Genomic DNA, 19,132 nt, shown 5'->3' on the forward strand with positions numbered 1-19,132 from the left:
GATGCCTCGGAGATGGGAAGTGCGTGTCGGGGAGCCTTGACCGGGCTCCGTCAGGAGCCTTGACGTGGTGTGTAACGGAACGCCGTCAACAGGCGCATCACGTCAGTGTCATGCTCCGCCGGGACCGGCTCGCGCCCCGACATCCAGTCGTAGAGGTCGGGATCGCCAAGCTCCAGCAGCGCCTCGAAGCGGTCGAGCATGGCGTGGTCGAAGTCGCCGACATGGGCGTCGGCGAAGCTGCCCATCAGCAGGTCCATCTCGCGCGTGCCGCGGTGCCAGGAGCGGAAGCGCAGCCGCTTGCGCCGGTTTTCGATCAATTCGGCCTTCTCGGGAGCCGGTGCGGTACCGTTTTCGGTCATTGCAGTCCAACGTCGAAAGCCCCCAGCGCCACCAGCGGCGAAGGGGGGAACCATTCAGGAACCCCATCCTGCACGGGCCGGCGTGGCGATGCAACATTCCCCGCCCGTCTTGACCCTGCCGTCTTGACTGGGCATGCCGCCTGTCCTATCTGCGGTCAGGCCCGCGGGGACGACCCCGCCGATTTGCAGAGGCCAACCGGGTGGGGACGACCCCGCCATTCCAGGACGGAGGGTACCGTCATGGCGTGGGTCACGCTGTTCTTCGCCGGTCTTTTTGAAATCGGTTGGGCCGTCGGCCTGAAATACACCGAAGGCTTCACCCGTCTGGTCCCCAGCGTGCTGACCGCCGCGGCGATGCTGGCAAGCATCCTGCTGCTGGGGGCGGCGCTCAAGACGCTGCCGCTCGGCACCGCCTATGCGGTGTGGACGGGCATCGGCACGGTCGGCACCGCCCTGCTCGGCATGATGCTGTTCGGCGAACCCGCCGGCGCGCTGCGTCTGCTGTGCATCGCAGCAATCGTCGGCGGGATCGTCGGGCTGAAAGTCCTGCATGGGTGAGGGGGCAGCCCCCTCACAGCGCCTCCGCCCGGCAGGTCAGCCCCAGCGTTTCCGCGGTGTTGGCCACCGCCGACAGGCAGACCTCCGCCCGCTCCGGCGGGATCGAGACCGAGAAGCGCAGGACATAGCGCTCGCCGGCGCGGTCGGGCAAGGTCTGCGCGTCCAGCCGCACGATGTTGGCGTCGAACTGGGTGAAGATCTCCGACAGGCGGGCGACGAGGCCGGGCTGGTCGCCGCCCGACACCTCGACGCGGTGGGTGACCATCGCCTGCGGGCCCGGCTGGGGATCGAAGGCGAAGGGGGTGACCTTCACCTCGGCGCCGGCCAGGACGCTCAGGGACGACAGGCTGGCCTGGACCTCCGCCACCGTCAGGCCGGCGGGCAGTTCACAGACGGCGGAGAACTCGGCCCCCGTGCCGAGCGAGGCGAAGGTGGCGTCGCGCAGGTTGATGCCCTGGTCGAACAGGTGGCTGGTGATGCCGGACACCAGCCCGACCCGGTCGGGGCAGAAGGTGGAAACCAGGGCCAGCCCAGCGGTCGATTCCGTCGCCATCGCACATCTCCCGTTTTGATCTTGTTCTCGAGGGGCACGGGTTCGGCCGTGCCGTCCGGAAGGGCGATCATCGAAGCGGGGTGCCGGGAACGCCAGCACAAAATGGCGCTCAGAAACCGAACAGGCGGCGGGTCGCGGCGCTGATGGTGTGAAGCTCCGCCGCCAGCGCCGGGTCGGCGTCGTCGACATAATGCGAGGCGAGCAGGCCGAAATTCAGCTCGTCGGCGTGGTCGAGCCGCTCGGCCCCATCCCGCGCCGCCCCGTCTACATAGTCAAGCTGGCGCTGGATGCTGGCCAGCCAGCTGCTGTCCGGTTCCCGCCGCGCCAGCACGGCAACCCCGGCCTGGGCCTGCGCGATGCGGCGGCGCAGTTCGTCGGTGGTGGCGATGTCGGACATGGCGGGGCTCCGGGTGCGATGGAAGGGGTTGCGATTGCGGCGGGGCGTTACTGTACCAGACCGCCGCTGGTGACGCCGGCCTTCACGCTGTTCGGCACCACGACCTGGGCGCAGCCGCCCGCCGTCTGCACGCTGGTGCCGGGGGTGGTCCAGCTGTCGACGATGGGGGCGGCAACCGACTTCAGCCCCTGGCCGGCGGGCAGGACCGCCTTGTACTCGGCCCGGCCGGCGCCGGAGATTCCGAGGCAGTCGGGCGTCGCCGTCACCACGGGCGAGAAGAAGTTGCCGAAGCGGACGCTGTCATAGCCGGTGCGGACATACTGGTACCAGCCGGTGCCGGCGGCGACGTCGATCACCTCCAGCGGCTTGGAGAAATCGATTCCCTTGGAATCGTCGGCATAGCGGGCGGAGGTGAGATCGGTGGAGGCGTAGAAATAGCTCGCCACCACGACGCGGGCGTTCAGCTGGTCGGCGCTGGCGCCCGGGGCCTTGGCGGCGGCCGCCTGTTCAACGGTCGGGGCGGTCTGGGCATGGCCGGGAAGGGTCGCGGCCAGCGCCAGCCCGAAAGCGAGCGTCGCGGCCTTTAAAATTCTCGAAAACGAATGCATGTGTGATCGTCCAATCCGGGAAGTTGAAAAACTCCTGATTGACGATACCAATGCAATCGGCGGCTCCAAGCCCGAAATACGAAAAGGGCCGGACCGCAGAAGCGATCCGGCCCTTCATCGAGGCTCGGAAAATGTCAGACGCCGCAGCGTCAGGCGGCGGTGCCGCCGACCGTCAGGCCTTCCAGCTTCAGCGTCGGCTGGCCGACGCCGACCGGCACGCCCTGGCCGTCCTTGCCGCAGGTGCCGACACCGGGGTCGAGCCGGCTGTCGTTGCCGATCATCGACACGCGGGTCAGGCTGTCCGGGCCGTTGCCGATCAGGGTGGCGCCCTTCACCGCCGGACCCAGCTTGCCGTCCTCGATCAGGTAGGCTTCGCTGGCCGAGAAGACGAACTTGCCGTTGGTGATGTCCACCTGGCCGCCGCCGAAATTCTTGGCGTAGATGCCCTTCTTGACCGAGGCGATGATCTCGTCCGGGCTGTGGTTGCCGTTGCGCATCACCGTGTTGGTCATGCGCGGCATCGGGTTGTAGGCGAAGCTCTGGCGCCGGCCGTTGCCGGTCGGGCGCATGCCCATCAGGCGGGCGTTCATGCGGTCCTGCATGAAGCCGACCAGGATGCCGTCCTCGATCAGCGTGGTGCACTGGCCGGGCGTGCCCTCGTCGTCGACGCTGATCGAGCCGCGCGAGTTCTCGATGGTGCCGTCATCGACGATGGTGACGCCGGGCGCGGCGATGCGCTGGCCCAGCAGGCCGGAGAAGGCCGAGGTCTTCTTGCGGTTGAAATCGCCCTCCAGCCCGTGGCCGATGGCCTCGTGCAGCAGGATGCCGGGCCAGCCGCTGCCCAGCACCACCGTCATCTCGCCGGCCGGGGCGGGGACCGAGGACAAATTGACCAGAGCCTGCCGCAGCGCCTCGTCGACGAAGCCGCGCCAGGTCTCCGGCTGGATGTAGTGTTCGTAGGTGACGCGGCCGCCGCCGCCATAGCCGCCGGTCTCCATCCGGTCGCCCTCGGCCACCACGACCGAGACGTTCAGGCGGACCAGCGGGCGCAGGTCGGCGACACGCACGCCGTCGGCGCGCATGATCTGCACCGCCTGCCATTCGCCGCTGATCGAGCAGCTGACCTGCCGGACGCGCTCGTCCTTGGCGCGGGCATAGGCGTCGATGTCGGCCAGCAGCTTCACCTTCTCCGCGAAGGGGACGAGGTGCAGGGGGTTGTCGGGGATGTAGAGCGCGCGGTTGGTGCCGGCCGGCGGCTCGGCCAGAGTGCCGGCGTGGCCGGCCTGCACGGCGCGCACGGTGGCGGCTGCGCGGCGGATCGCCTCTTCCGACAGGTTGCTGGCATGGGCGTAGCCGGTTGCCTCGCCGGCGATGGCGCGCAGGCCGAAGCCCTGGGTGGTGTCGAAGCTGGCGGATTTCAGCTTCCCATCGTCCCAGCCCAGCGACTCGCTCTGGGCGTATTCAAGATAAAGCTCCCCATCGTCGGCACTGTGCAGGGCGTCCTGCACGACGCCTTCCACGCGGGCGCGGTCCATGCCGGCGCGGTTGAAGAAGAGATCGTCGGTGACGGCAAGCGCGCTCATGAAAACTCCGAACCTGTGATGGGGCGGAACCCGGCCTGCCCGGCCCGCGGGGAGTAGCGGCCTTGTTCCATGGTAGGACACAGTGTCATAGCGGGCGATCTCGCGCCGCACCGTACGATGTGTTCTAACGGACAGACTATAGTGTGGCGACGCTGGCGCGATCCGGCAAGTTCGCCGATGCCCGATTGTGTAACCTGTCGGCGGACGGGCCAGGGAAGACCAGGGGATGGCCACGGAACGGCCAAGCGGGGGCGGTGCTGGGATGGCGGAGGGGATCATGACCGACGGTGCGGCGCGGACGACAGCCGATACCCTGAACCGCGCCGGGCCCGGTGGCTCCGGTGCGTCCATCTCCGGCCTGCGCCCGCTGCGCGATCATCCGCTGCGCCAGACGCTCACCAACGAGGTGCATGCCCGCCCGCCGGAGGCGCTGGCCGCCCCGGTGCGCGCCACCATGCTGGCGATGCTGTCGGGCGAAGGGGCGGCGGAGGCCGACCGCCGGCATCTGGAGGCGCTGTGCGACTGGGCCGGCGTTGTCCGTCCGCCGCAGGGCGCCACCCACCACAGCGCCTCCTTCGGCAGCTTCCACCTGAAGTGGGAACGCCATACCGAATTCTCGACCTGGACGGTCTTCCGTCCCAGCGCCATGCCGGCCGGCTCCGTCGTCGATCCCTTCGTCGATCCGGCGCTGCACGCCCTGCCGCGCGACTGGCTGGCCGGGCTGCCGGGCGAACTGCTGGTCGGCATCCATGTCGCCGTGCTCGATCCCGACACGCCCGAACCCTCGGCGAACATGATGGCGGCGATGTTCGGCTCCGAAAGCTATGTCGGCTCGCGAATCGCCGGCCGGTCGGCCACCGCCTGGACCGACTTCCGCATCCATGGCGACGGCTTCTCCCGCATGCTGGTCGCCGACCATTCGATGACGCCGCGCCAGACCGGCCGCGTCGTCCAGCGCCTGCTGGAGATCGAGACCTACCGCGTGCTGGCCCTGCTGGCCCTGCCGATGGCGCGCGGCGTGCTGCCCCGCATCGGCCCGATCGAGGCCGGGCTGGCCGAGGTCACCACCCGCATCGCCAGCCTGCGCGGCCTTCAGGACGAGCGCGACCTGCTCGACCGCCTGACCCTGCTGGCGGCGCAGACCGAGCAGATCGCCGCCGAGACCGCCTACCGATTCGGCGCCGCCCGCGCCTATCACGAGCTGGTGGAGCGGCGAATCGAGGAGCTGCGCGAGATCCGGATCGAGGGGTTGCAGACCGTCCAGGAGTTCATGGACCGCCGCCTGACCCCGGCGATCCGCACCTGCGAGGCGGTGGAGGAGCGGCTCGATTCGCTGTCGCAGCGCGTCGCGCGAGCCAGCACGCTGCTGCGCACCCGCGTCGAGATTGCGGTGGAAGGGCAGAATGCCGAGCTGCTCCAGTCGATGGACCGCCGCGCGCAGTTGCAGCTTCGCCTGCAGGAAACGGTCGAGGGGCTGTCGGTGGTGGCGATCAGCTACTACCTCGTCGGCATCGTCGGCTATGCGGCCAAGGGCTTGAAAGGCTTCGGCCTCAAGATCGACCCCGACCTGCTGGTCGGGCTGATGATCCCCATCGTCATCGCCTTCGTCTGGTCGGGTGTCAGGCGGATTCGCAAGGTGCTGGTCGGCGGGCATTGACCGGCGCGGTTGCCGCCCTGTCCGATCTGAATTGAAGGTGCCGCAAACCCTCCCTAGCCGGGCGGGGAAGGGTAGGGGCGCCGTCTATCACCTTCGCGCATCTGGCGGGACGCCCGGACCTTGCCCATCCTCAACTCCTGAGTCGCGCACCGCCGCCGCAACAATCCTGCGCGCCAGGGCTTGAGCGCTGGCATTCATGTCCCGAAGCCAATCCCGAGAAAATCAGCTGGTCCAACGGACTGCGGCGGAATGCCGCATGGCATGCCCCCTGTTTCCGCTCAACCTTTGTTCCCACGGCTCATCTGAATGTGAGGAAAAGTCTATGCAGTCGATGGGGCAATCGGTGGGCGAGAGGAAAGGCTTGTAACCCAGCGGGGCACGGGGATAAGCTCCGGCTGCGGGTATATGTCGCGCTAAGATGGCGTGATCCCTGCATAAACTGACGTTCGCTGATAAGCCCAACCATGGACCGCGCGAACAGAAACCGGTCCGGATCAACAGGGCGGAGGGAGCGTCGGCGGGAGAGACGACCGCGGGCCATGACGAGCGTCGCGGCTAAGAAGGGGTTGGGGATGAGAAGGCAAAGCCTGTACGCCGCCGGCCTGGCGGCGGTCCTGTCGATGGTGGGCGGCTGGAGCAGTGCCGCCCTGGCGAACGAGCCGCGACCGTGGGAAATGGGCATGCAGCCCTCCGCCTCGCCGGTCAAACACCTGATGACCTCGTTCAACGACCTGCTGACCGTCGTCATCACGCTGATCGTGATCTTCGTCGCGGGGCTGATGGCCTACTGCGTCGTCCGGTTCAACGCGAAGAGGAACCCGGTTCCGTCCAAGACCTCGCACCACACGCTGCTCGAGGTCGCCTGGACCGTGGTCCCGGTCATCATCCTGATCGTGATCGCCGTTCCGTCCTTCAAGCTGCTCTACGCGGCGGAACGCATCCCGCAGGCCGACATGACCATCAAGGTGATCGGCCACCAGTGGTACTGGGATTACGAATATCCCGACCACGGCAACATCACCTTCTCCAGCTACATGATCGCCGATGCCGACCTGAAGCCGGGCCAGAAGCGCCTGCTGGAGGTCGACAACCGAGTGGTCGTTCCGGTGAACACCACCATCCGCGTGCTGGTGACGGCCGGCGACGTGATCCATTCCTGGGCGGTTCCCGCCTTCGGCCTGAAGAAGGACGGCGTGCCCGGCCGCATCAACGAGACCTGGTTCAAGGCCGAGCGCGAAGGCGTCTATTACGGCCAGTGCTCCGAGATCTGCGGCACCAACCACGGCTTCATGCCGATCGCGGTTGAGGCCGTGTCTCGGGAAGCGTTCGACGCCTGGGTCGCCAAGGCCAAGACGGCCTACGCTCCTAAGGACGGTGACCGCGACGTGGCGCAGCGCCCGACCGGAACGCTGGTCGAATAAGCGGACTTCGCACAGCCCGCCACAGGGACGACGCGATAAGAAGAACCCAACCCAGCTGCCGGCGCTCCGCGACAGAGCGGAGCGGACGGCGGCCAGGGACAGCGACAAAGGGTAGAGACATGGCAAACGCCACACCGGGACATGGTGAGCATGTGGGAGACCATGGGCACGGGCATGACGATCATCACGTCCCCGGCTTCGTGCAGCGTTGGTTCTATTCGACCAACCACAAGGACATCGGCACGCTCTATCTGATCTTCTCGGTCATCGCCGGGCTGATCGGCGGCCTGTTCTCCGTCATCATGCGGGCGGAGCTTCAGTCGCCGGGGTTGCAGTTCGTCTCCGACGGCCAGATGTGGAACGTGCTGATCACGGCGCACGGCCTGATCATGGTGTTCTTCGTGGTGATGCCGGCGCTGATCGGCGGCTTCGGCAACTGGTTCGTGCCGCTCATGATCGGCGCGCCCGACATGGCCTTCCCGCGCATGAACAACATCAGCTTCTGGCTGATCGTGCCGGCCTTCCTGCTGCTGCTGGGCTCCGCCTTCGTCGGCACCGGTGCCGGCACGGGATGGACGATCTACCCGCCGCTGTCCTCGCCGCTGGGGCACAGCGGGCCGTCGGTCGACATGGCGATCTTCGCCCTGCATCTGGCCGGCGCCAGCTCGATCCTGGGCGCGGTGAACTTCATCACCACCATCTTCAACATGCGCGCCCCGGGCATGACGCTGCACAAGATGCCGCTGTTCGTCTGGGCGATGCTGGTGACGGCCTTCCTGCTGCTGCTGGCGGTGCCGGTTCTGGGCGGCGCCATCACCATGCTGCTGACCGACCGCAACTTCGGCACCACCTTCTTCAACCCCGAAGGCGGCGGCGACCCGATCCTGTTCCAGCACCTGTTCTGGTTCTTCGGCCACCCCGAAGTCTACATCATGATCCTGCCGGCCTTCGGCATCATCAGCCACATCGTGTCGACCTTCTCCAAGAAGCCGGTGTTCGGCTATCTCGGCATGGCCTACGCCATGGTCGCCATCGGCGTGGTCGGCTTCGTCGTGTGGGCGCACCACATGTACACGGTCGGTCTGGACGTCAACACCAAGGCCTACTTCACCGCCGCCACCATGATCATCGCGGTGCCGACCGGCGTGAAGATCTTCTCCTGGATCGCCACCATGTGGGGCGGCTCGATCGAGTTCCGGGTGCCGATGCTGTGGGCGCTGGGCTTCATCTTCCTGTTCACGGTCGGCGGCGTCACCGGCGTGGTGCTGGCGAACGGCGGTCTCGACAACTACATGCACGACACCTACTACGTCGTGGCGCACTTCCACTATGTGCTGTCGCTGGGTGCGGTGTTCTCGATTTTCGCCGGCTGGTACTATTGGATCGGCAAGATGTCGGGGCGGCAGTATCCGGAGTTCTGGGGCAAGGTCCATTTCTACACGACCTTCGTCGGCGTCAACCTGGTGTTCTTCCCGCAGCACTTCCTCGGCCTGTCGGGCATGCCCCGCCGCATCCCGGACTATCCGGATGCCTTCTGGGGCTGGAACATGATCTCGTCGCTGGGCGCCTACCTCTCCTTCGCCTCCACGCTGCTGTTCGTGTGGATCGCCTGGAAGACCCTGCGCAGCGGGGAGCGGGTGCCAGGCGCCTATTGGGGCCCGCAGGCCGGCACGCTGGAATGGACGGTCAGCTCGCCGCCCCCGTTCCATGCGTTCGAGACGTTGCCCCAGGTCAAGTAAGCGTGCTAACGGGCGGGCGTCGCCCAGAAGCAGGCGCCCGTCCGGGAAACAGGACCAGGCCGAGCAGCCCGAACATGGGCGCCGGTGGTGAGGGTGCCGGGGTGACGACTTTTTGTTGGAAGGCCCGGGGTTAGAAGACAAGGACATGATATGACGGACGTGACGAACGAACTGGCGCTCAACCACACAGGGGGCGCGTCGGCCGGTGACTTCATCGAGCTTCTCAAGCCGCGGGTCATGTCGCTTGTGGTCTTCACCGGGCTGGCCGGCATCGTGCTGGCGCCCGGTCACATCCACCCCTTCCTGGCATTGGTCGCCGTCCTGTGCATCGCCGTCGGCGCCGGGGCGTCGGGTGCCATCAACATGTGGTACGACCGCGACATCGACGCGGTGATGACCCGCACGGTGAAGCGTCCGATCCCGTCGGGCCGGGTCGAGCCGGCCGAGGCGCTGGGATTCGGCGTCACCCTGTCGGTGCTGTCGGTGGTGGTGATGGGGCTGGCGGTGAACTGGACCGCCTCGGCGCTGCTGGCGCTGACCATCGGCTTCTATGTTTTCGTCTACACCATGTGGCTGAAGCGCCGGACCCCGCAGAACATCGTGATCGGCGGGGCCGCCGGCGCGTTCCCGCCGATGATCGGCTGGGCCGCGGTGACCGGCAGCGTCGATTTGCCGTCGATTATGCTGTTCCTGCTGATCTTCCTGTGGACGCCGCCGCATTTCTGGGCGCTGGCCCTGTTCCGCAACGGCGACTACACCCGTGCCGGCGTGCCGATGATGCCGGTGGTGGCGGGCGAGGCGGCGACCAAGCGGCAGATGCTGCTCTACACGCTGATCCTGCTGCCGGTGGCGGCTGCGCCGTCCTTCCTCGGCATCGCCGGGCCGGTCTATCTGGCGGTTTCCGCGATCCTCGGCCTGATGTTCCTCGGCTGCGCCGTCCGCGTCCTGCGGGCCAGCGACGACAAGCCGGCCAAGAAGATGTTCGGTTTCTCGATCCTGTACCTGTTCCTGCTGTTCGCCGTGATGATGGGCGAGCGGCTTATCCTTGGAGGGTGGGCATGACGGTGATGGAACGCGATGACCTGACCGATACCCGCAACTCCGTCGAAGAGCAGCGCCGGCAGGAAGCCGCCCTGCGGGCCAAAAAGCTGCGCGGGCGCAATCTGGCCGTTCTGGCGGCTTTGCTGGCCCTGGTGGTCCTGTTCTATGCGATCACCGTGGTGCGGATGGGCGGGGCGCACTGATGATACCTCGTGACGGGATGAACGGGCGCGACGACAGCCTGCGCCGCCGCAACCGCCTCGTCCTCGGCACGCTGTTCGGGCTGGTGGCGGGGATGATCGGGCTGACCTATGCGTCGGTCCCGCTCTACAACCTGTTCTGCTCGGTCACCGGCTTCGGCGGCACCACCCAGCGGGCCGAACAGGCCGCGGCGCGTGTCGTCGGGCGCACGGTGACCGTCCGCTTCAACGCCGACACCAACTCCGCCCTTCCCTGGGGCTTCCGGCCGGAACAGAAGGATCTGGTGCTGAAGCTGGGAGAGACCGGTTTCGCCGCCTACCGGGCGGAGAATCGCGGGAAGGCGCCGACCGTCGGCACCGCCGTCTACAACGTCACGCCGGAAAAGGCGGGCGCCTATTTCAACAAGATGCAGTGCTTCTGCTTCACCGAGCAGGTTCTCGAACCTGGTCAGGTCGTGGACATGCCGGTGACCTTCTTCGTCGACCCGTCGATGGCCGACGATCCGAACATGGACGACGTGAGCACCATCACGCTGTCCTACACCTTCTTCCGCGCCAAGGACAGCGAGGCCAGGCTGGCACAGCACACGGCCGCCGCATCGACGTCCCCGGCTCCGGGGGCAAGCAAACAAAAGGCGGAGCCGGGGGCGACCGCCACAAACTGAACCATATGGGGTAGTGAGACGATGGCCGACATCACCCACGGGCAAATGCCGCACGCCGAACCGTCAGCCCATGAACCGGGCGCCGGCATCCCGCATCCCTACCATCTGCTGAAGCCGAGCCCCTGGCCGCTGATCGGCGCCTTTTCCGGCGGGCTTCTGGCGACCGGTCTGGTCATCTACATGCATGGCGGCGGCAAGCTGCTGATGATCCTGGGCGTGCTGGCCATCCTGGTGACGATGTTCGGCTGGTGGCGGTCGGTCATCCGCGAGTTGGTGGTGGAGCATGCCCACACCCCGGTGGTGAAGATCGGCCTGCGCTATGGCATGGCGCTGTTCATCGCGTCCGAGGTGATGTTCTTCGCCGCCTTCTTCTGGGCCTTCTTCCATGCGGCGCTGGAGCCGAAGGTGTCGCCGCTCAACCCCGACGCCATCTGGCCGCCGCCCAACGTGCATGTCATCGACGCCTTCGACATGCCGCTGATGATGACGCTGACCCTGCTGCTGTCGGGCGTCACCGTCACCTGGGCCCACCATGCAATCATTGAGGGACAGAACCGCGTGGCAGCGAAGGCGCTGGGCCTGACCGTTCTGCTCGGCGTCCTGTTCAGCTTCTTCCAGGTCTACGAGTACGTCCACGCGTCCTTCAAGTTCACCGACGGCATCTTCCCCTCGACCTTCTACATGGCGACCGGATTCCACGGCTTCCATGTGCTGGTCGGCACCATCTTCCTGGCTGTGTGCTGGTTCCGGACGAACAAGGGGCACTTCACCCCGGAAAGCCATTTCGGCTTCGAGGCGGCGGCCTGGTACTGGCACTTCGTCGACGTCGTCTGGCTGTTCCTGTTCGTGTCGGTCTACTGGTGGGGCGGTCATGGCGGCGTGGTCGCCGTCCACTGACGCGACCGGTGCCGAGCCGTTCCGGCGGCGGTCTGTATCGCTGCCGGAACGGTCCGGACTGGAGGTGATGGCGTGATCGATCTCTACCCGAGTGTTTCCCCCTTGTCGGCGGGCCTGCGCAGCGTATGCCCGCGCTGCGGCAAGGGGCGGCTGTACGACGGCTATTTGACCGTCGCGGAGCGCTGCAATGTCTGCGGCCTGGATTTCTCGCAGGTCGACAGCGGCGACGGCCCCGCCGTGTTCCTGATCTTCATCCTGGGCTTCCTCGTGGTTCCGGTCGCACTCTGGGTGTCGATGACGGTGGACTGGCCGCTGTGGCTGCATGCCATCGTCTGGAGCATCGTCGTGCTGGGCCTGACGCTGGGCATGTTGCGGCCGGCCAAGGCCGCTGTGATCGCCCTCCAGTACCGCTATCGCCGCAGCGAAGTGGAGAAGGGCTCTTGAGCGCGACCGCGGTCGAGACGTCAGGGCGGCGACATTTCCGCCCCACACTGGGAGCGACCTTGGTCACGCTGGCCGGGCTTGCGGTCACCATCGGGCTCGGCACATGGCAGCTGGAACGGCTGCAGTGGAAAGAGGAACTTATCGCCCGGATCGACCGCCAGATGGCCGCGCCGCCGGCACCGCTGCCTGCCCGGATCGACGACCCCGCCGCCTGGGAGTTCCGGCCGGTGACGCTCGCCGGGCATTTCCTGACCGACAAGGACCTGCTGGTGATCGCCCGCCCGCACCAGGGGCAGGTCGGCTATGAGGTGCTGACTCCGTTCGAGCGCGCCGATGGGGCCGGCATCCTGCTGGTCAACCGCGGCTTCGTGCCGATGGACCGCCGCGACCCGGCGGCCCGCACTGCCGCCCGGCTTGAGGGCGAGACGACCGTCAGGGGCATCGTCCGCGTGCCGCAGCCGCCCGGCCTGTTCCAGCCCGGCAACGGCACCCCGGCGCCCGGTTCCGCCTGGATGCGCGCCGATCCGCCGGCGATGGCCGCCGCGCTGTCGCTAAGCGGCGTGGCGCCGGTGGTGGTGGAGATGCTGCCGGGACAAGGGAGCGGTAATGGCGCCGGGCAGGGCGCCGGTTTGCTCGGTGCACCGGCCGGAACCCTGGCGGGGATCGAGCCGCGGGTGGAACTGCCGAACAACCACTTGCAGTATGCCTTGACCTGGTACGGGCTTGCGGTGACGCTCGCCGGGATCTACGTGCTGTCACAGCGCAAGCGCGCCGACACCGGAACCGACGGACGACCCGATGACCGCATATCAGGAGCTTGAACGCCGCCACGCCCGCATCGCCGCCATCGGCGACGCGCTGGGCATTCTCGGCTGGGATACCCAGACGATCATGCCGGAGGGGGCCAACGACGGCCGGGCGGAGCAGACCGCGACCCTGTCGGTGATCGCTCACGAACTGGCGACCGACCCGCGCATGGGCGATCTGCTGGCCGAGGCGGAGGGCGACGGCAGCCTCGACCTTTGGCAACGCGCCAACCTGCGCGAGATGCGCCGCCACCACATCCAGGCAACCGCCGTTCCCGCCGATCTGGTCGAGGCGACCAGCAAGGCGGTGTCGGTCTGCGAGATGACCTGGCGCGCCGCGCGGGCGGAAAGCGACTATGCCAAGCTGCTGCCCTCGTTGACAGAGGTTCTGGCCCGCGTCCGCGAGGGGGCGGAGGCGCTCGGCTCCGTGATGGGGATCAGCGCCTATGACGCGCTGCTCGACAGCCACGATCCGGGCGCGCGGGCGGAGCGGATCGACGCGCTGTTCGCCGACCTGTCCGGCTTCCTGCCCGACCTGATCGGCCGCGTCCTCGACAAGCAGTCGGCTGCCCCGGCGGTGACCGAGCCGCAGGGGCCGTTCCCGGTGGAGAAGCAGCGCGAGCTTGGCGTCCGCATGATGGAGCGGCTGGGCTTCGACTTCCGTCGCGGCCGGTTGGACGTGTCGCTGCATCCCTTCTGCGGCGGGGCGACCGGCGACGTGCGCATCACCACCCGCTACGACGAGGCGAACTTCACCGATGCGCTGATGGGCATCCTGCACGAGACCGGCCATGCGCTGTACGAGCAGAACCGCCCGGCCGCGTGGCTGACCCAGCCGGTCGGCCAGTCCCGCGGCATGGCGGTGCATGAGAGCCAGTCGCTGCTGATGGAGATGCAGGCCTGCCGCTCGGCGGAGTTCATCACCTGGCTGGCGCCGGTGGTGCGCGAGACCTTCGGCGGGGAGGGGCCGGCCTGGGAGGCCGACAATCTGCGCCGCCTCTACAGCCGGGTGGAGCGTGGCTTCATCCGCGTCAATGCCGACGAGGTGACCTATCCCGCCCACATCATCCTGCGCTACCGCCTGGAAAAGGCGCTGGTCGCCGGCGACCTGACCCTGCCGGACCTGCCGGGCGCCTGGAACGACGGCATGGCCGAACTCGTCGGCGTGGTCCCGCCGGACGACCGGCTCGGCTGCTTGCAGGACATCCACTGGCCCGGTGGCGGCTGGGGTTATTTCCCCAGCTACACGCTGGGCGCGATGACCGCGGCCCAGCTGTTCGACGCCGCCCGCAGCGCCGATCCGGAGATCGTCCCGGCATTGTCGCGTGGCGAGTTCGCGCCGCTGGTGAACTGGCTGCGGGTGAACGTCCATCAGACCGGCTGCTTCCATGCCTCCGGCGACGAGCTGCTGACCGCGGCGACCGGCCGGCCGCTCGACGCATCGGTGTTCAAGCGGCATCTGGAGCGGCGGTATCTCTGACCGCCACCTCGCGGAAGGCGTGCGGAAGCCTCTTGGCAAGAGCGGGAAATGGCTTATCTTTAGGGACAGGTGCGCCGGGGTGTGATCGACCCCGACGCACCCATCCGATCAGCGGTTCAGAAGATCAAGGCACGCCTTGATGATCTGCAACAGCAGGATCAGGAGTGTGAGGATTTTCTCCATCCTCTTCTCTCCCTTGTTCGTGTGCGGCGGTGGCGGCCTGTCCGCCACCCCGTTCACACACTCCCACTATAGATGCATGGTTGCAGATGTGTGCGGCGCTACCGTCCGGCAGCGTGCATTTTTCTGTGGATAATCCGATCCGATGGAATCTGCTTCACAGACTTTCAATTATCCACGCATGAAAAAGGCCGCCCCATGAGGCGGCCTGTCTTCGTTGAGAGTGGCTGTGACGATCACCCGCGCGCGGTCGTGCGCAGCGTCTCCTCGGCGGCGCGGATCAGCGCCATCGACTTGTTGACGGTCTCCTGATACTCGGATTCCGGGTCGCTGTCGGCGACGACGCCGCCGCCGGCCTGGACATACATCATGCCGTCCTTCAGCACGGCGGTGCGCAGCGCGATGCAGGTGTCCATGGCGCCCGACGCGCCGAAATAGCCGACGCAGCCGGCATAGACGCCGCGGCGGGCCTTCTCCAACTCGTCGATGATCTCCATGGCGCGGACCTTCGGCGCGCCGGACACCGTGCCGGCGGGGAAGCCGGCGACCAGCGCGTCGAGCGCATCGAACTTCGGATCGAGGTCGCCCTCGACGTTGGAGACGATGTGCATGACGTGGCTGTAAAGCTCCACGATCATCTTGGACGTCACCTTGACCGTGCCGACCTTCGCCACCCGGCCGACATCGTTGCGGCCGAGGTCGAGCAGCATCAGATGCTCGGCCAGCTCCTTCGGATCGCTCAGCAGATCGGCGGCCAGCGCCTCGTCCTCCGCCGTGGTGGCGCCGCGCTTGCGGGTGCCGGCGATGGGACGGACGGTGACCTTGCCGTCGCGCACGCGCACCAGGATCTCCGGGCTGGAGCCGACGACGGTCAGGTCGCCGAAGTCGCAATGGAACAGGAAGGGCGACGGGTTGAGGCGGCGCAGCGTGCGGTACAGCGCCAGCGGCGACGGCTTGAAGGGAAAGCGGATGCGCTGCGACGGCACGACCTGGAAGATGTCGCCGGCCCGGATGTACTCCTTCGCCTTCTCCACGATCGCGTGATACTCCTCGCGCGTCGTGTTGGAGGTCCAGGCCAGCGGCAGGCCGGTCTCCGCCCGCGGCTCCCGCCGGTAGGGCAGGGGGCGTTCCAGATCGGCCAGCGCGTCGGTCAGCCGCTCCCGCGCGTCGGCATAGGCGGTGGCGGCATCCTTGCCGGCCTTCGGCCACACCGGGGTCACCAGCGTGATCGAATCGGTGTGGCTGTCGAAGATGGCGACGATGCTGGGCCGGGTCAGGATGGCGTCCGGGATGTTCAGCTCGTCCGGATTGTTGTCCGGCAGCCGCTCCATCAGCCGGACCATGTCGTAGGTCATGTAGCCGAACAGGCCGGCGGCCATCGGCGGCAGCGCGTCCGGCAGGTCGATCCGGCTCTCGTTGATCAGCGCGCGCAACTCGTCCAGCGGTGCGTTGTCGAGCGGCTTGAAGGCCTCGCGATCGTGCAGCGCGTCGCGGTTGATCTCCGCCCGGTTGCCGCGCGACCGCCACACCACGTCCGGCTTGAAGCCGATCACCGAATAGCGGTCGCGCCGCGACCCCGCTCCGCGCTCCGCCGATTCCAGCAGGAAGCCGAAGGGACGGCCGTCCGCCAGCTTCATATAGGCGGAGACCGGGGTCTCCAGATCGCTGACCAGCGTGGTCCACACCACCTGCGGCCGACCGGCGGCGTAAGCGGCATCGAAGCTGGTGTTATCGGGCTGGACCTTCACGGCACGAGACCTCTCGGATTGCTGTCGGCTGCGCCGAAGCCTCAGTTGCTGGCGAAGAACTGGTCGATGCGCTGGCGATGGATGCGGACCGGATACTTGTCGCGCAGCGCGTTGGTGAACTCCGCCACCAGATCGCTTTCCATCCCCTGTTCGACCGCGGCGCGGACCGGCGCCAGATCGGCATCGGCGGCCTTCGGATCGGCCGGGATGATCTCCTTCAGGCGGGTGACCACCTGGGCATCGGCGGTGTTGCCGGTGACGACCTCGTTCGGCTTGGCGGCGAACAGCTTGGCGACCATCTCGGCCGGCAGACCCTGGACCGCCTGGGCGTCGCGGGTGAAGGGGCTGGTCATGGCAAAGGTGGCGCCGGACTGGGTGGCGATGTCCTGGGCCGCGGCCTCCGCACCCTGCTTCAGGCTGGCGGCGATCTCCTCCGCCTTCTTGGCGGCGCGCTCGGCGCGCTGCTCCTGCTGCCAGTCGGCGATGACCTGCTCGCGCACGTCGGCCAGCGGACGGACGGCGGCGGGGATCACGCTGTCGACGCGGACGGCGGTGAAGTTGCTTCCCTCGCCCTCGGTCAGGTTGGAGGAGGCCCCGGTCTTCAACTGGAAGGCGTTCGGCAGCAGCGCCTTCAGGCCGGGCAGGTCCGGCGCGGCGTCCTTGCCGTCCGGCGCCTTGCCGGTGCTGTCGATGGCGGCGACCTTGCTCAGCACCAGACCCTGGGCCTGGGCGACCTCGTCGAGCGATGCGCCGCTGGCCAGCTGGTCCTCGACCCGGTTGGCGATGGAGAAGACGGAGTCGAGCGCCTGCTCCTTCTTCAGCTCGGCCGCCAGCTGGTCGCGCACATCCTCGAAGCTCTTGGTCGAGGCCGGGGTGACGCCGGTGACGGCCATGACATGCCAGCCGAGCGCGCTCTTGATCGGGTCGGACGGCTTGCCCGGCTCCAGCGCGAAGGCGGCGTCGCCGATCTCCGGCAGGTCGGCCTTGGCGATGTTGTCGAGCGTCACCGGCTCGACGCCGGCATCCTTGGCGGCCTCGGCCAGGCCCTTGGCCTTGGCGGCCTCGGCGATCTGCTTGGCCTTCGCCTCGTCGTCGGTCACCACCATCTGGACCAAGCGCTTTTCCGGGGCGCCGAACTCGTTCGCGCGCTCTTCGTACGCCTTGCGGAGCTGGGCGTCGTCGATCTTGATGTCCTTCGCCAGCGCGTCGGGCGACAGGCGGGCGACCGTCAGGGCGCGGTATTCCGGGGCGGTGAAGCGGACCTGATGGTCGTCGTAAGCCTGCTTGACCGTCGCGTCGTCGGGCACGCCGACATCGCCGATGGAGGCGTTGGGCAGGGTCACCACTTCCGCCACGCGCTTTTCGCCGCGATAGCGGTAGAGGTCCTGCACCAGCGGCTGCGGCGGGGTCAGGCCGGCGGACACCGCACCGGCGACCAGCTGGCGGGCGGTCTCGCGCTGGATCATCGCGACATAGCCGTCTTCGGTCAGCTGGTTGTTGCGCAGCACGGACCGGAAGATGTTGGGGTCGAACTGGCCCTGCTGGTTGCGGAAGGCCGGCTCGTCGGCGATGCGCAGGCGGACCACCTCCGGGCCGACGGCGATGCCCATGTCGGCGGCGGCGAGGTCGAACAGCGAGCGCTGGATCAGCGATTGCAGCGACTGTTCCAGAAGGCCGAAGCGCTTGGCCTGCTCGGCGGTCAGGTTGCCGCCCAGCATCGGGCGCAGCCGTTCCATCTGCCGGCGGAATTCCTGGTCCAGCGCCTGCTGCCCGATCTCCACCTTGCCGACCTCGGCGACGGTGGTGGGGGTGGAGGAGCGGAACACGTCGCCGATCCCCCAGACGCCGAAGCTGAGGATCAACAGCACGAACAGGATCTTGACGACCCAGGAGCCGGCGAAATTGCGGATGAACTGGAGCATGGGACCCGAATCTAAGCGCGTCGTTCGGCCATCCGGCCGGGGCGGCGCATCATAGATAGGGGAAAGAGGGGGGCAACAGCCCATTTCCGGCTTGGGCGTTGCCGCTGGCGCCCGCCCGGCGGGGCCCGAGCATGCGAACGCCCCGGCCCTGCATGGAAATGCGGGGCCGGGGCGTCCGATGGTCACGTCGGATCGGCAAACCCTCGCGGGCGCCGGGATCGCGTCGGCGGTTACTTCAGCGCGTCGCGCACGGCATCCTTGGCGCCGCCGACGCTGTTCTGCACCTTGCCGGCGGCCTTTTCGCCGCGGCCCTCGGCCTCGGTCTTGGTGTCGCCGGTCAGCTTGCCGGCGGCTTCCTTGATGGCACCCTTGATGGAACGGGCAGCGCCTTCGATGCGATCCTTGTCCATGGTGGCAACCTCATCTGTGTTGGTTATGCCAGGACAACGGATCGGAAGGCAAAAGGGTCCATTAAAAATAATACACGAAAGGCAAGCGGCCCAGGCCCCACGCTTCCGTCCTGCTCACGCCCGGCGTGGTCCATCGACTCCGCGGCCGGCCGACCGCGCCGGCATGCCGCCATCGACGGGCAGGTCGCGGTGCATCGGCCCGGCGCTGTGACGGCGCAGGGCCGCCAGCTGGAGGGCGTGATGGGTGATCTGGTTGCGGAAATCGCGGTCGACCCGGCTGAAGGCGCTGAAGGCCAGCTTCACGGCCGCCGGGGATCGGGTGTGCAGGGCATCGTTCAGGGAATCGCGCAGGGTGCGCAGTTCGAGGATACCGGGAACGAAGGCCATTTCGACCGCCTCCGCCAGAATCTCGACGGAACACAGCGTGGCTTCGTCATCGAGCGTCAGGCGCATTCCGCGTTCTC

The 19,132-nt window shown here is 67.6% G+C and carries 20 protein-coding genes; 11 read left to right on the forward strand and 9 right to left on the reverse strand.

Annotated elements, in window-relative coordinates; translation table 11 throughout:
- Positions 1-50 precede the first annotated feature (50 nt).
- Entirely contained in the window at positions 51-359 is a 309-nt protein-coding gene (locus ACWPN8_RS07450) for an FAD assembly factor SdhE (RefSeq protein WP_492240367.1), read from the reverse strand.
- A 240-nt stretch (positions 360-599) separates the two neighbouring features.
- Here ACWPN8_RS07450 and sugE point away from each other — a divergent pair, with 240 nt between their 5' ends.
- Positions 600-917, forward strand: coding sequence for a quaternary ammonium compound efflux SMR transporter SugE (sugE, locus tag ACWPN8_RS07455; protein WP_098740076.1), 318 nt, complete (start codon positions 600-602; stop codon positions 915-917).
- A gap of 13 nt (positions 918-930) precedes the next feature.
- Here sugE and ACWPN8_RS07460 read toward each other — a convergent pair whose 3' ends face one another.
- From ACWPN8_RS07460 to tldD, 4 genes are all read right to left on the reverse strand, one after another.
- Positions 931-1,470 (reverse strand): glycine cleavage system transcriptional repressor, encoded by a 540-nt coding sequence (locus ACWPN8_RS07460; RefSeq protein ID WP_492240368.1) that lies wholly within the window; start codon positions 1,468-1,470, stop codon positions 931-933.
- A 109-nt stretch (positions 1,471-1,579) separates the two neighbouring features.
- A complete protein-coding gene (locus tag ACWPN8_RS07465) occupies positions 1,580-1,867 on the reverse strand; it encodes an immunity protein Tsi6 family protein (RefSeq protein WP_492240369.1) in 288 nt (95 codons plus the stop codon).
- Between the two features lie 47 nt (positions 1,868-1,914).
- Positions 1,915-2,475 carry a polymorphic toxin type 46 domain-containing protein gene (locus ACWPN8_RS07470; protein WP_492240370.1) on the reverse strand — a complete coding sequence of 187 codons (561 nt, stop codon included), beginning with the start codon at positions 2,473-2,475 and terminating at the stop codon, positions 1,915-1,917.
- 149 nt (positions 2,476-2,624) lie between these two features.
- Entirely contained in the window at positions 2,625-4,058 is a 1,434-nt protein-coding gene (tldD, locus tag ACWPN8_RS07475; RefSeq protein WP_109449469.1) for a metalloprotease TldD, read from the reverse strand.
- 277 nt (positions 4,059-4,335) lie between these two features.
- Between tldD and ACWPN8_RS07480 the strand changes: the two genes are divergently transcribed.
- From ACWPN8_RS07480 to ACWPN8_RS07525, 10 genes are all read left to right on the forward strand, one after another.
- Entirely contained in the window at positions 4,336-5,715 is a 1,380-nt protein-coding gene (locus tag ACWPN8_RS07480; RefSeq protein WP_492240371.1) for a DUF3422 family protein, read from the forward strand.
- Between the two features lie 572 nt (positions 5,716-6,287).
- Positions 6,288-7,136, forward strand: a complete 849-nt coding sequence (gene coxB / locus ACWPN8_RS07485) for a cytochrome c oxidase subunit II (protein WP_109449467.1) — start codon at positions 6,288-6,290, stop codon at positions 7,134-7,136.
- Between the two features lie 119 nt (positions 7,137-7,255).
- Positions 7,256-8,875, forward strand: a complete 1,620-nt coding sequence (gene ctaD, locus ACWPN8_RS07490) for a cytochrome c oxidase subunit I (protein WP_098740070.1) — start codon at positions 7,256-7,258, stop codon at positions 8,873-8,875.
- A gap of 150 nt (positions 8,876-9,025) precedes the next feature.
- Positions 9,026-9,937 carry a heme o synthase gene (gene cyoE, locus ACWPN8_RS07495; RefSeq protein ID WP_492240372.1) on the forward strand — a complete coding sequence of 304 codons (912 nt, stop codon included), beginning with the start codon at positions 9,026-9,028 and terminating at the stop codon, positions 9,935-9,937.
- Positions 9,934-10,119: a cytochrome c oxidase system small membrane protein gene (locus tag ACWPN8_RS07500; RefSeq protein ID WP_109051101.1), complete on the forward strand. Its 186-nt coding sequence runs from the start codon at positions 9,934-9,936 to the stop codon at positions 10,117-10,119. Before cyoE ends, ACWPN8_RS07500 begins: the two co-directional genes overlap by 4 nt.
- Positions 10,119-10,781: a cytochrome c oxidase assembly protein gene (locus ACWPN8_RS07505; RefSeq protein ID WP_492240373.1), complete on the forward strand. Its 663-nt coding sequence runs from the start codon at positions 10,119-10,121 to the stop codon at positions 10,779-10,781. The genes ACWPN8_RS07500 and ACWPN8_RS07505 overlap by 1 nt, the downstream gene beginning before the upstream one ends.
- 21 nt (positions 10,782-10,802) lie before the next feature.
- Entirely contained in the window at positions 10,803-11,678 is an 876-nt protein-coding gene (locus ACWPN8_RS07510) for a cytochrome c oxidase subunit 3 (RefSeq protein ID WP_492240374.1), read from the forward strand.
- Between the two features lie 72 nt (positions 11,679-11,750).
- Entirely contained in the window at positions 11,751-12,122 is a 372-nt protein-coding gene (locus ACWPN8_RS07515; protein ID WP_109449459.1) for a DUF983 domain-containing protein, read from the forward strand.
- The gene (locus tag ACWPN8_RS07520) at positions 12,119-12,943 is read left to right on the forward strand and encodes an SURF1 family protein (protein ID WP_492240375.1); all 825 of its coding nucleotides are present in this window, start codon (positions 12,119-12,121) and stop codon (positions 12,941-12,943) included. Before ACWPN8_RS07515 ends, ACWPN8_RS07520 begins: the two co-directional genes overlap by 4 nt.
- Complete coding sequence (locus tag ACWPN8_RS07525) at positions 12,921-14,408, forward strand: carboxypeptidase M32 (protein WP_492240376.1); 1,488 nt, start codon at positions 12,921-12,923, stop codon at positions 14,406-14,408. Before ACWPN8_RS07520 ends, ACWPN8_RS07525 begins: the two co-directional genes overlap by 23 nt.
- 416 nt (positions 14,409-14,824) lie before the next feature.
- Here the strand turns inward: ACWPN8_RS07525 and trpE are convergent, their stop codons facing one another.
- From trpE to ACWPN8_RS07545, 4 genes are all read right to left on the reverse strand, one after another.
- A complete protein-coding gene (trpE, locus tag ACWPN8_RS07530; protein ID WP_492240377.1) occupies positions 14,825-16,336 on the reverse strand; it encodes an anthranilate synthase component I in 1,512 nt (503 codons plus the stop codon).
- A 41-nt stretch (positions 16,337-16,377) separates the two neighbouring features.
- Complete coding sequence (locus ACWPN8_RS07535; RefSeq protein ID WP_492240378.1) at positions 16,378-18,258, reverse strand: peptidylprolyl isomerase; 1,881 nt, start codon at positions 18,256-18,258, stop codon at positions 16,378-16,380.
- 230 nt (positions 18,259-18,488) lie between these two features.
- The gene (locus tag ACWPN8_RS07540; RefSeq protein WP_098740061.1) at positions 18,489-18,668 is read right to left on the reverse strand and encodes a CsbD family protein; all 180 of its coding nucleotides are present in this window, start codon (positions 18,666-18,668) and stop codon (positions 18,489-18,491) included.
- A 114-nt stretch (positions 18,669-18,782) separates the two neighbouring features.
- Positions 18,783-19,121: a hypothetical protein gene (locus ACWPN8_RS07545; RefSeq protein WP_492240379.1), complete on the reverse strand. Its 339-nt coding sequence runs from the start codon at positions 19,119-19,121 to the stop codon at positions 18,783-18,785.
- Between the last annotated feature and the right edge of the window lie 11 nt (positions 19,122-19,132).

The organism is Azospirillum sp. UENF 112521 (assembly GCF_058780665.1).

Bases quoted from the DNA above. Each gene is read 5' to 3' on its own strand.
- ACWPN8_RS07545 (WP_492240379.1), bottom strand. From the start codon at position 19,121: ATGCGCCTGACGCTCGATGACGAAGCCACGCTGTGTTCCGTCGAGATT.
- ACWPN8_RS07535 (WP_492240378.1), bottom strand. From the start codon at position 18,258: ATGCTCCAGTTCATCCGCAATTTCGCCGGCTCCTGGGTCGTCAAGATC.
- ACWPN8_RS07470 (WP_492240370.1), bottom strand. From the start codon at position 2,475: ATGCATTCGTTTTCGAGAATTTTAAAGGCCGCGACGCTCGCTTTCGGG.
- ACWPN8_RS07480 (WP_492240371.1), top strand. From the start codon at position 4,336: ATGACCGACGGTGCGGCGCGGACGACAGCCGATACCCTGAACCGCGCC.
- ACWPN8_RS07540 (WP_098740061.1), bottom strand. From the start codon at position 18,668: ATGGACAAGGATCGCATCGAAGGCGCTGCCCGTTCCATCAAGGGTGCC.
- tldD (WP_109449469.1), bottom strand. From the start codon at position 4,058: ATGAGCGCGCTTGCCGTCACCGACGATCTCTTCTTCAACCGCGCCGGC.
- ACWPN8_RS07510 (WP_492240374.1), top strand. From the start codon at position 10,803: ATGGCCGACATCACCCACGGGCAAATGCCGCACGCCGAACCGTCAGCC.
- sugE (WP_098740076.1), top strand. From the start codon at position 600: ATGGCGTGGGTCACGCTGTTCTTCGCCGGTCTTTTTGAAATCGGTTGG.
- ctaD (WP_098740070.1), top strand. From the start codon at position 7,256: ATGGCAAACGCCACACCGGGACATGGTGAGCATGTGGGAGACCATGGG.
- coxB (WP_109449467.1), top strand. From the start codon at position 6,288: ATGAGAAGGCAAAGCCTGTACGCCGCCGGCCTGGCGGCGGTCCTGTCG.
- ACWPN8_RS07460 (WP_492240368.1), bottom strand. From the start codon at position 1,470: ATGGCGACGGAATCGACCGCTGGGCTGGCCCTGGTTTCCACCTTCTGC.
- cyoE (WP_492240372.1), top strand. From the start codon at position 9,026: ATGACGGACGTGACGAACGAACTGGCGCTCAACCACACAGGGGGCGCG.
- ACWPN8_RS07465 (WP_492240369.1), bottom strand. From the start codon at position 1,867: ATGTCCGACATCGCCACCACCGACGAACTGCGCCGCCGCATCGCGCAG.
- ACWPN8_RS07525 (WP_492240376.1), top strand. From the start codon at position 12,921: ATGACCGCATATCAGGAGCTTGAACGCCGCCACGCCCGCATCGCCGCC.
- ACWPN8_RS07500 (WP_109051101.1), top strand. From the start codon at position 9,934: ATGACGGTGATGGAACGCGATGACCTGACCGATACCCGCAACTCCGTC.
- ACWPN8_RS07450 (WP_492240367.1), bottom strand. From the start codon at position 359: ATGACCGAAAACGGTACCGCACCGGCTCCCGAGAAGGCCGAATTGATC.
- ACWPN8_RS07505 (WP_492240373.1), top strand. From the start codon at position 10,119: ATGATACCTCGTGACGGGATGAACGGGCGCGACGACAGCCTGCGCCGC.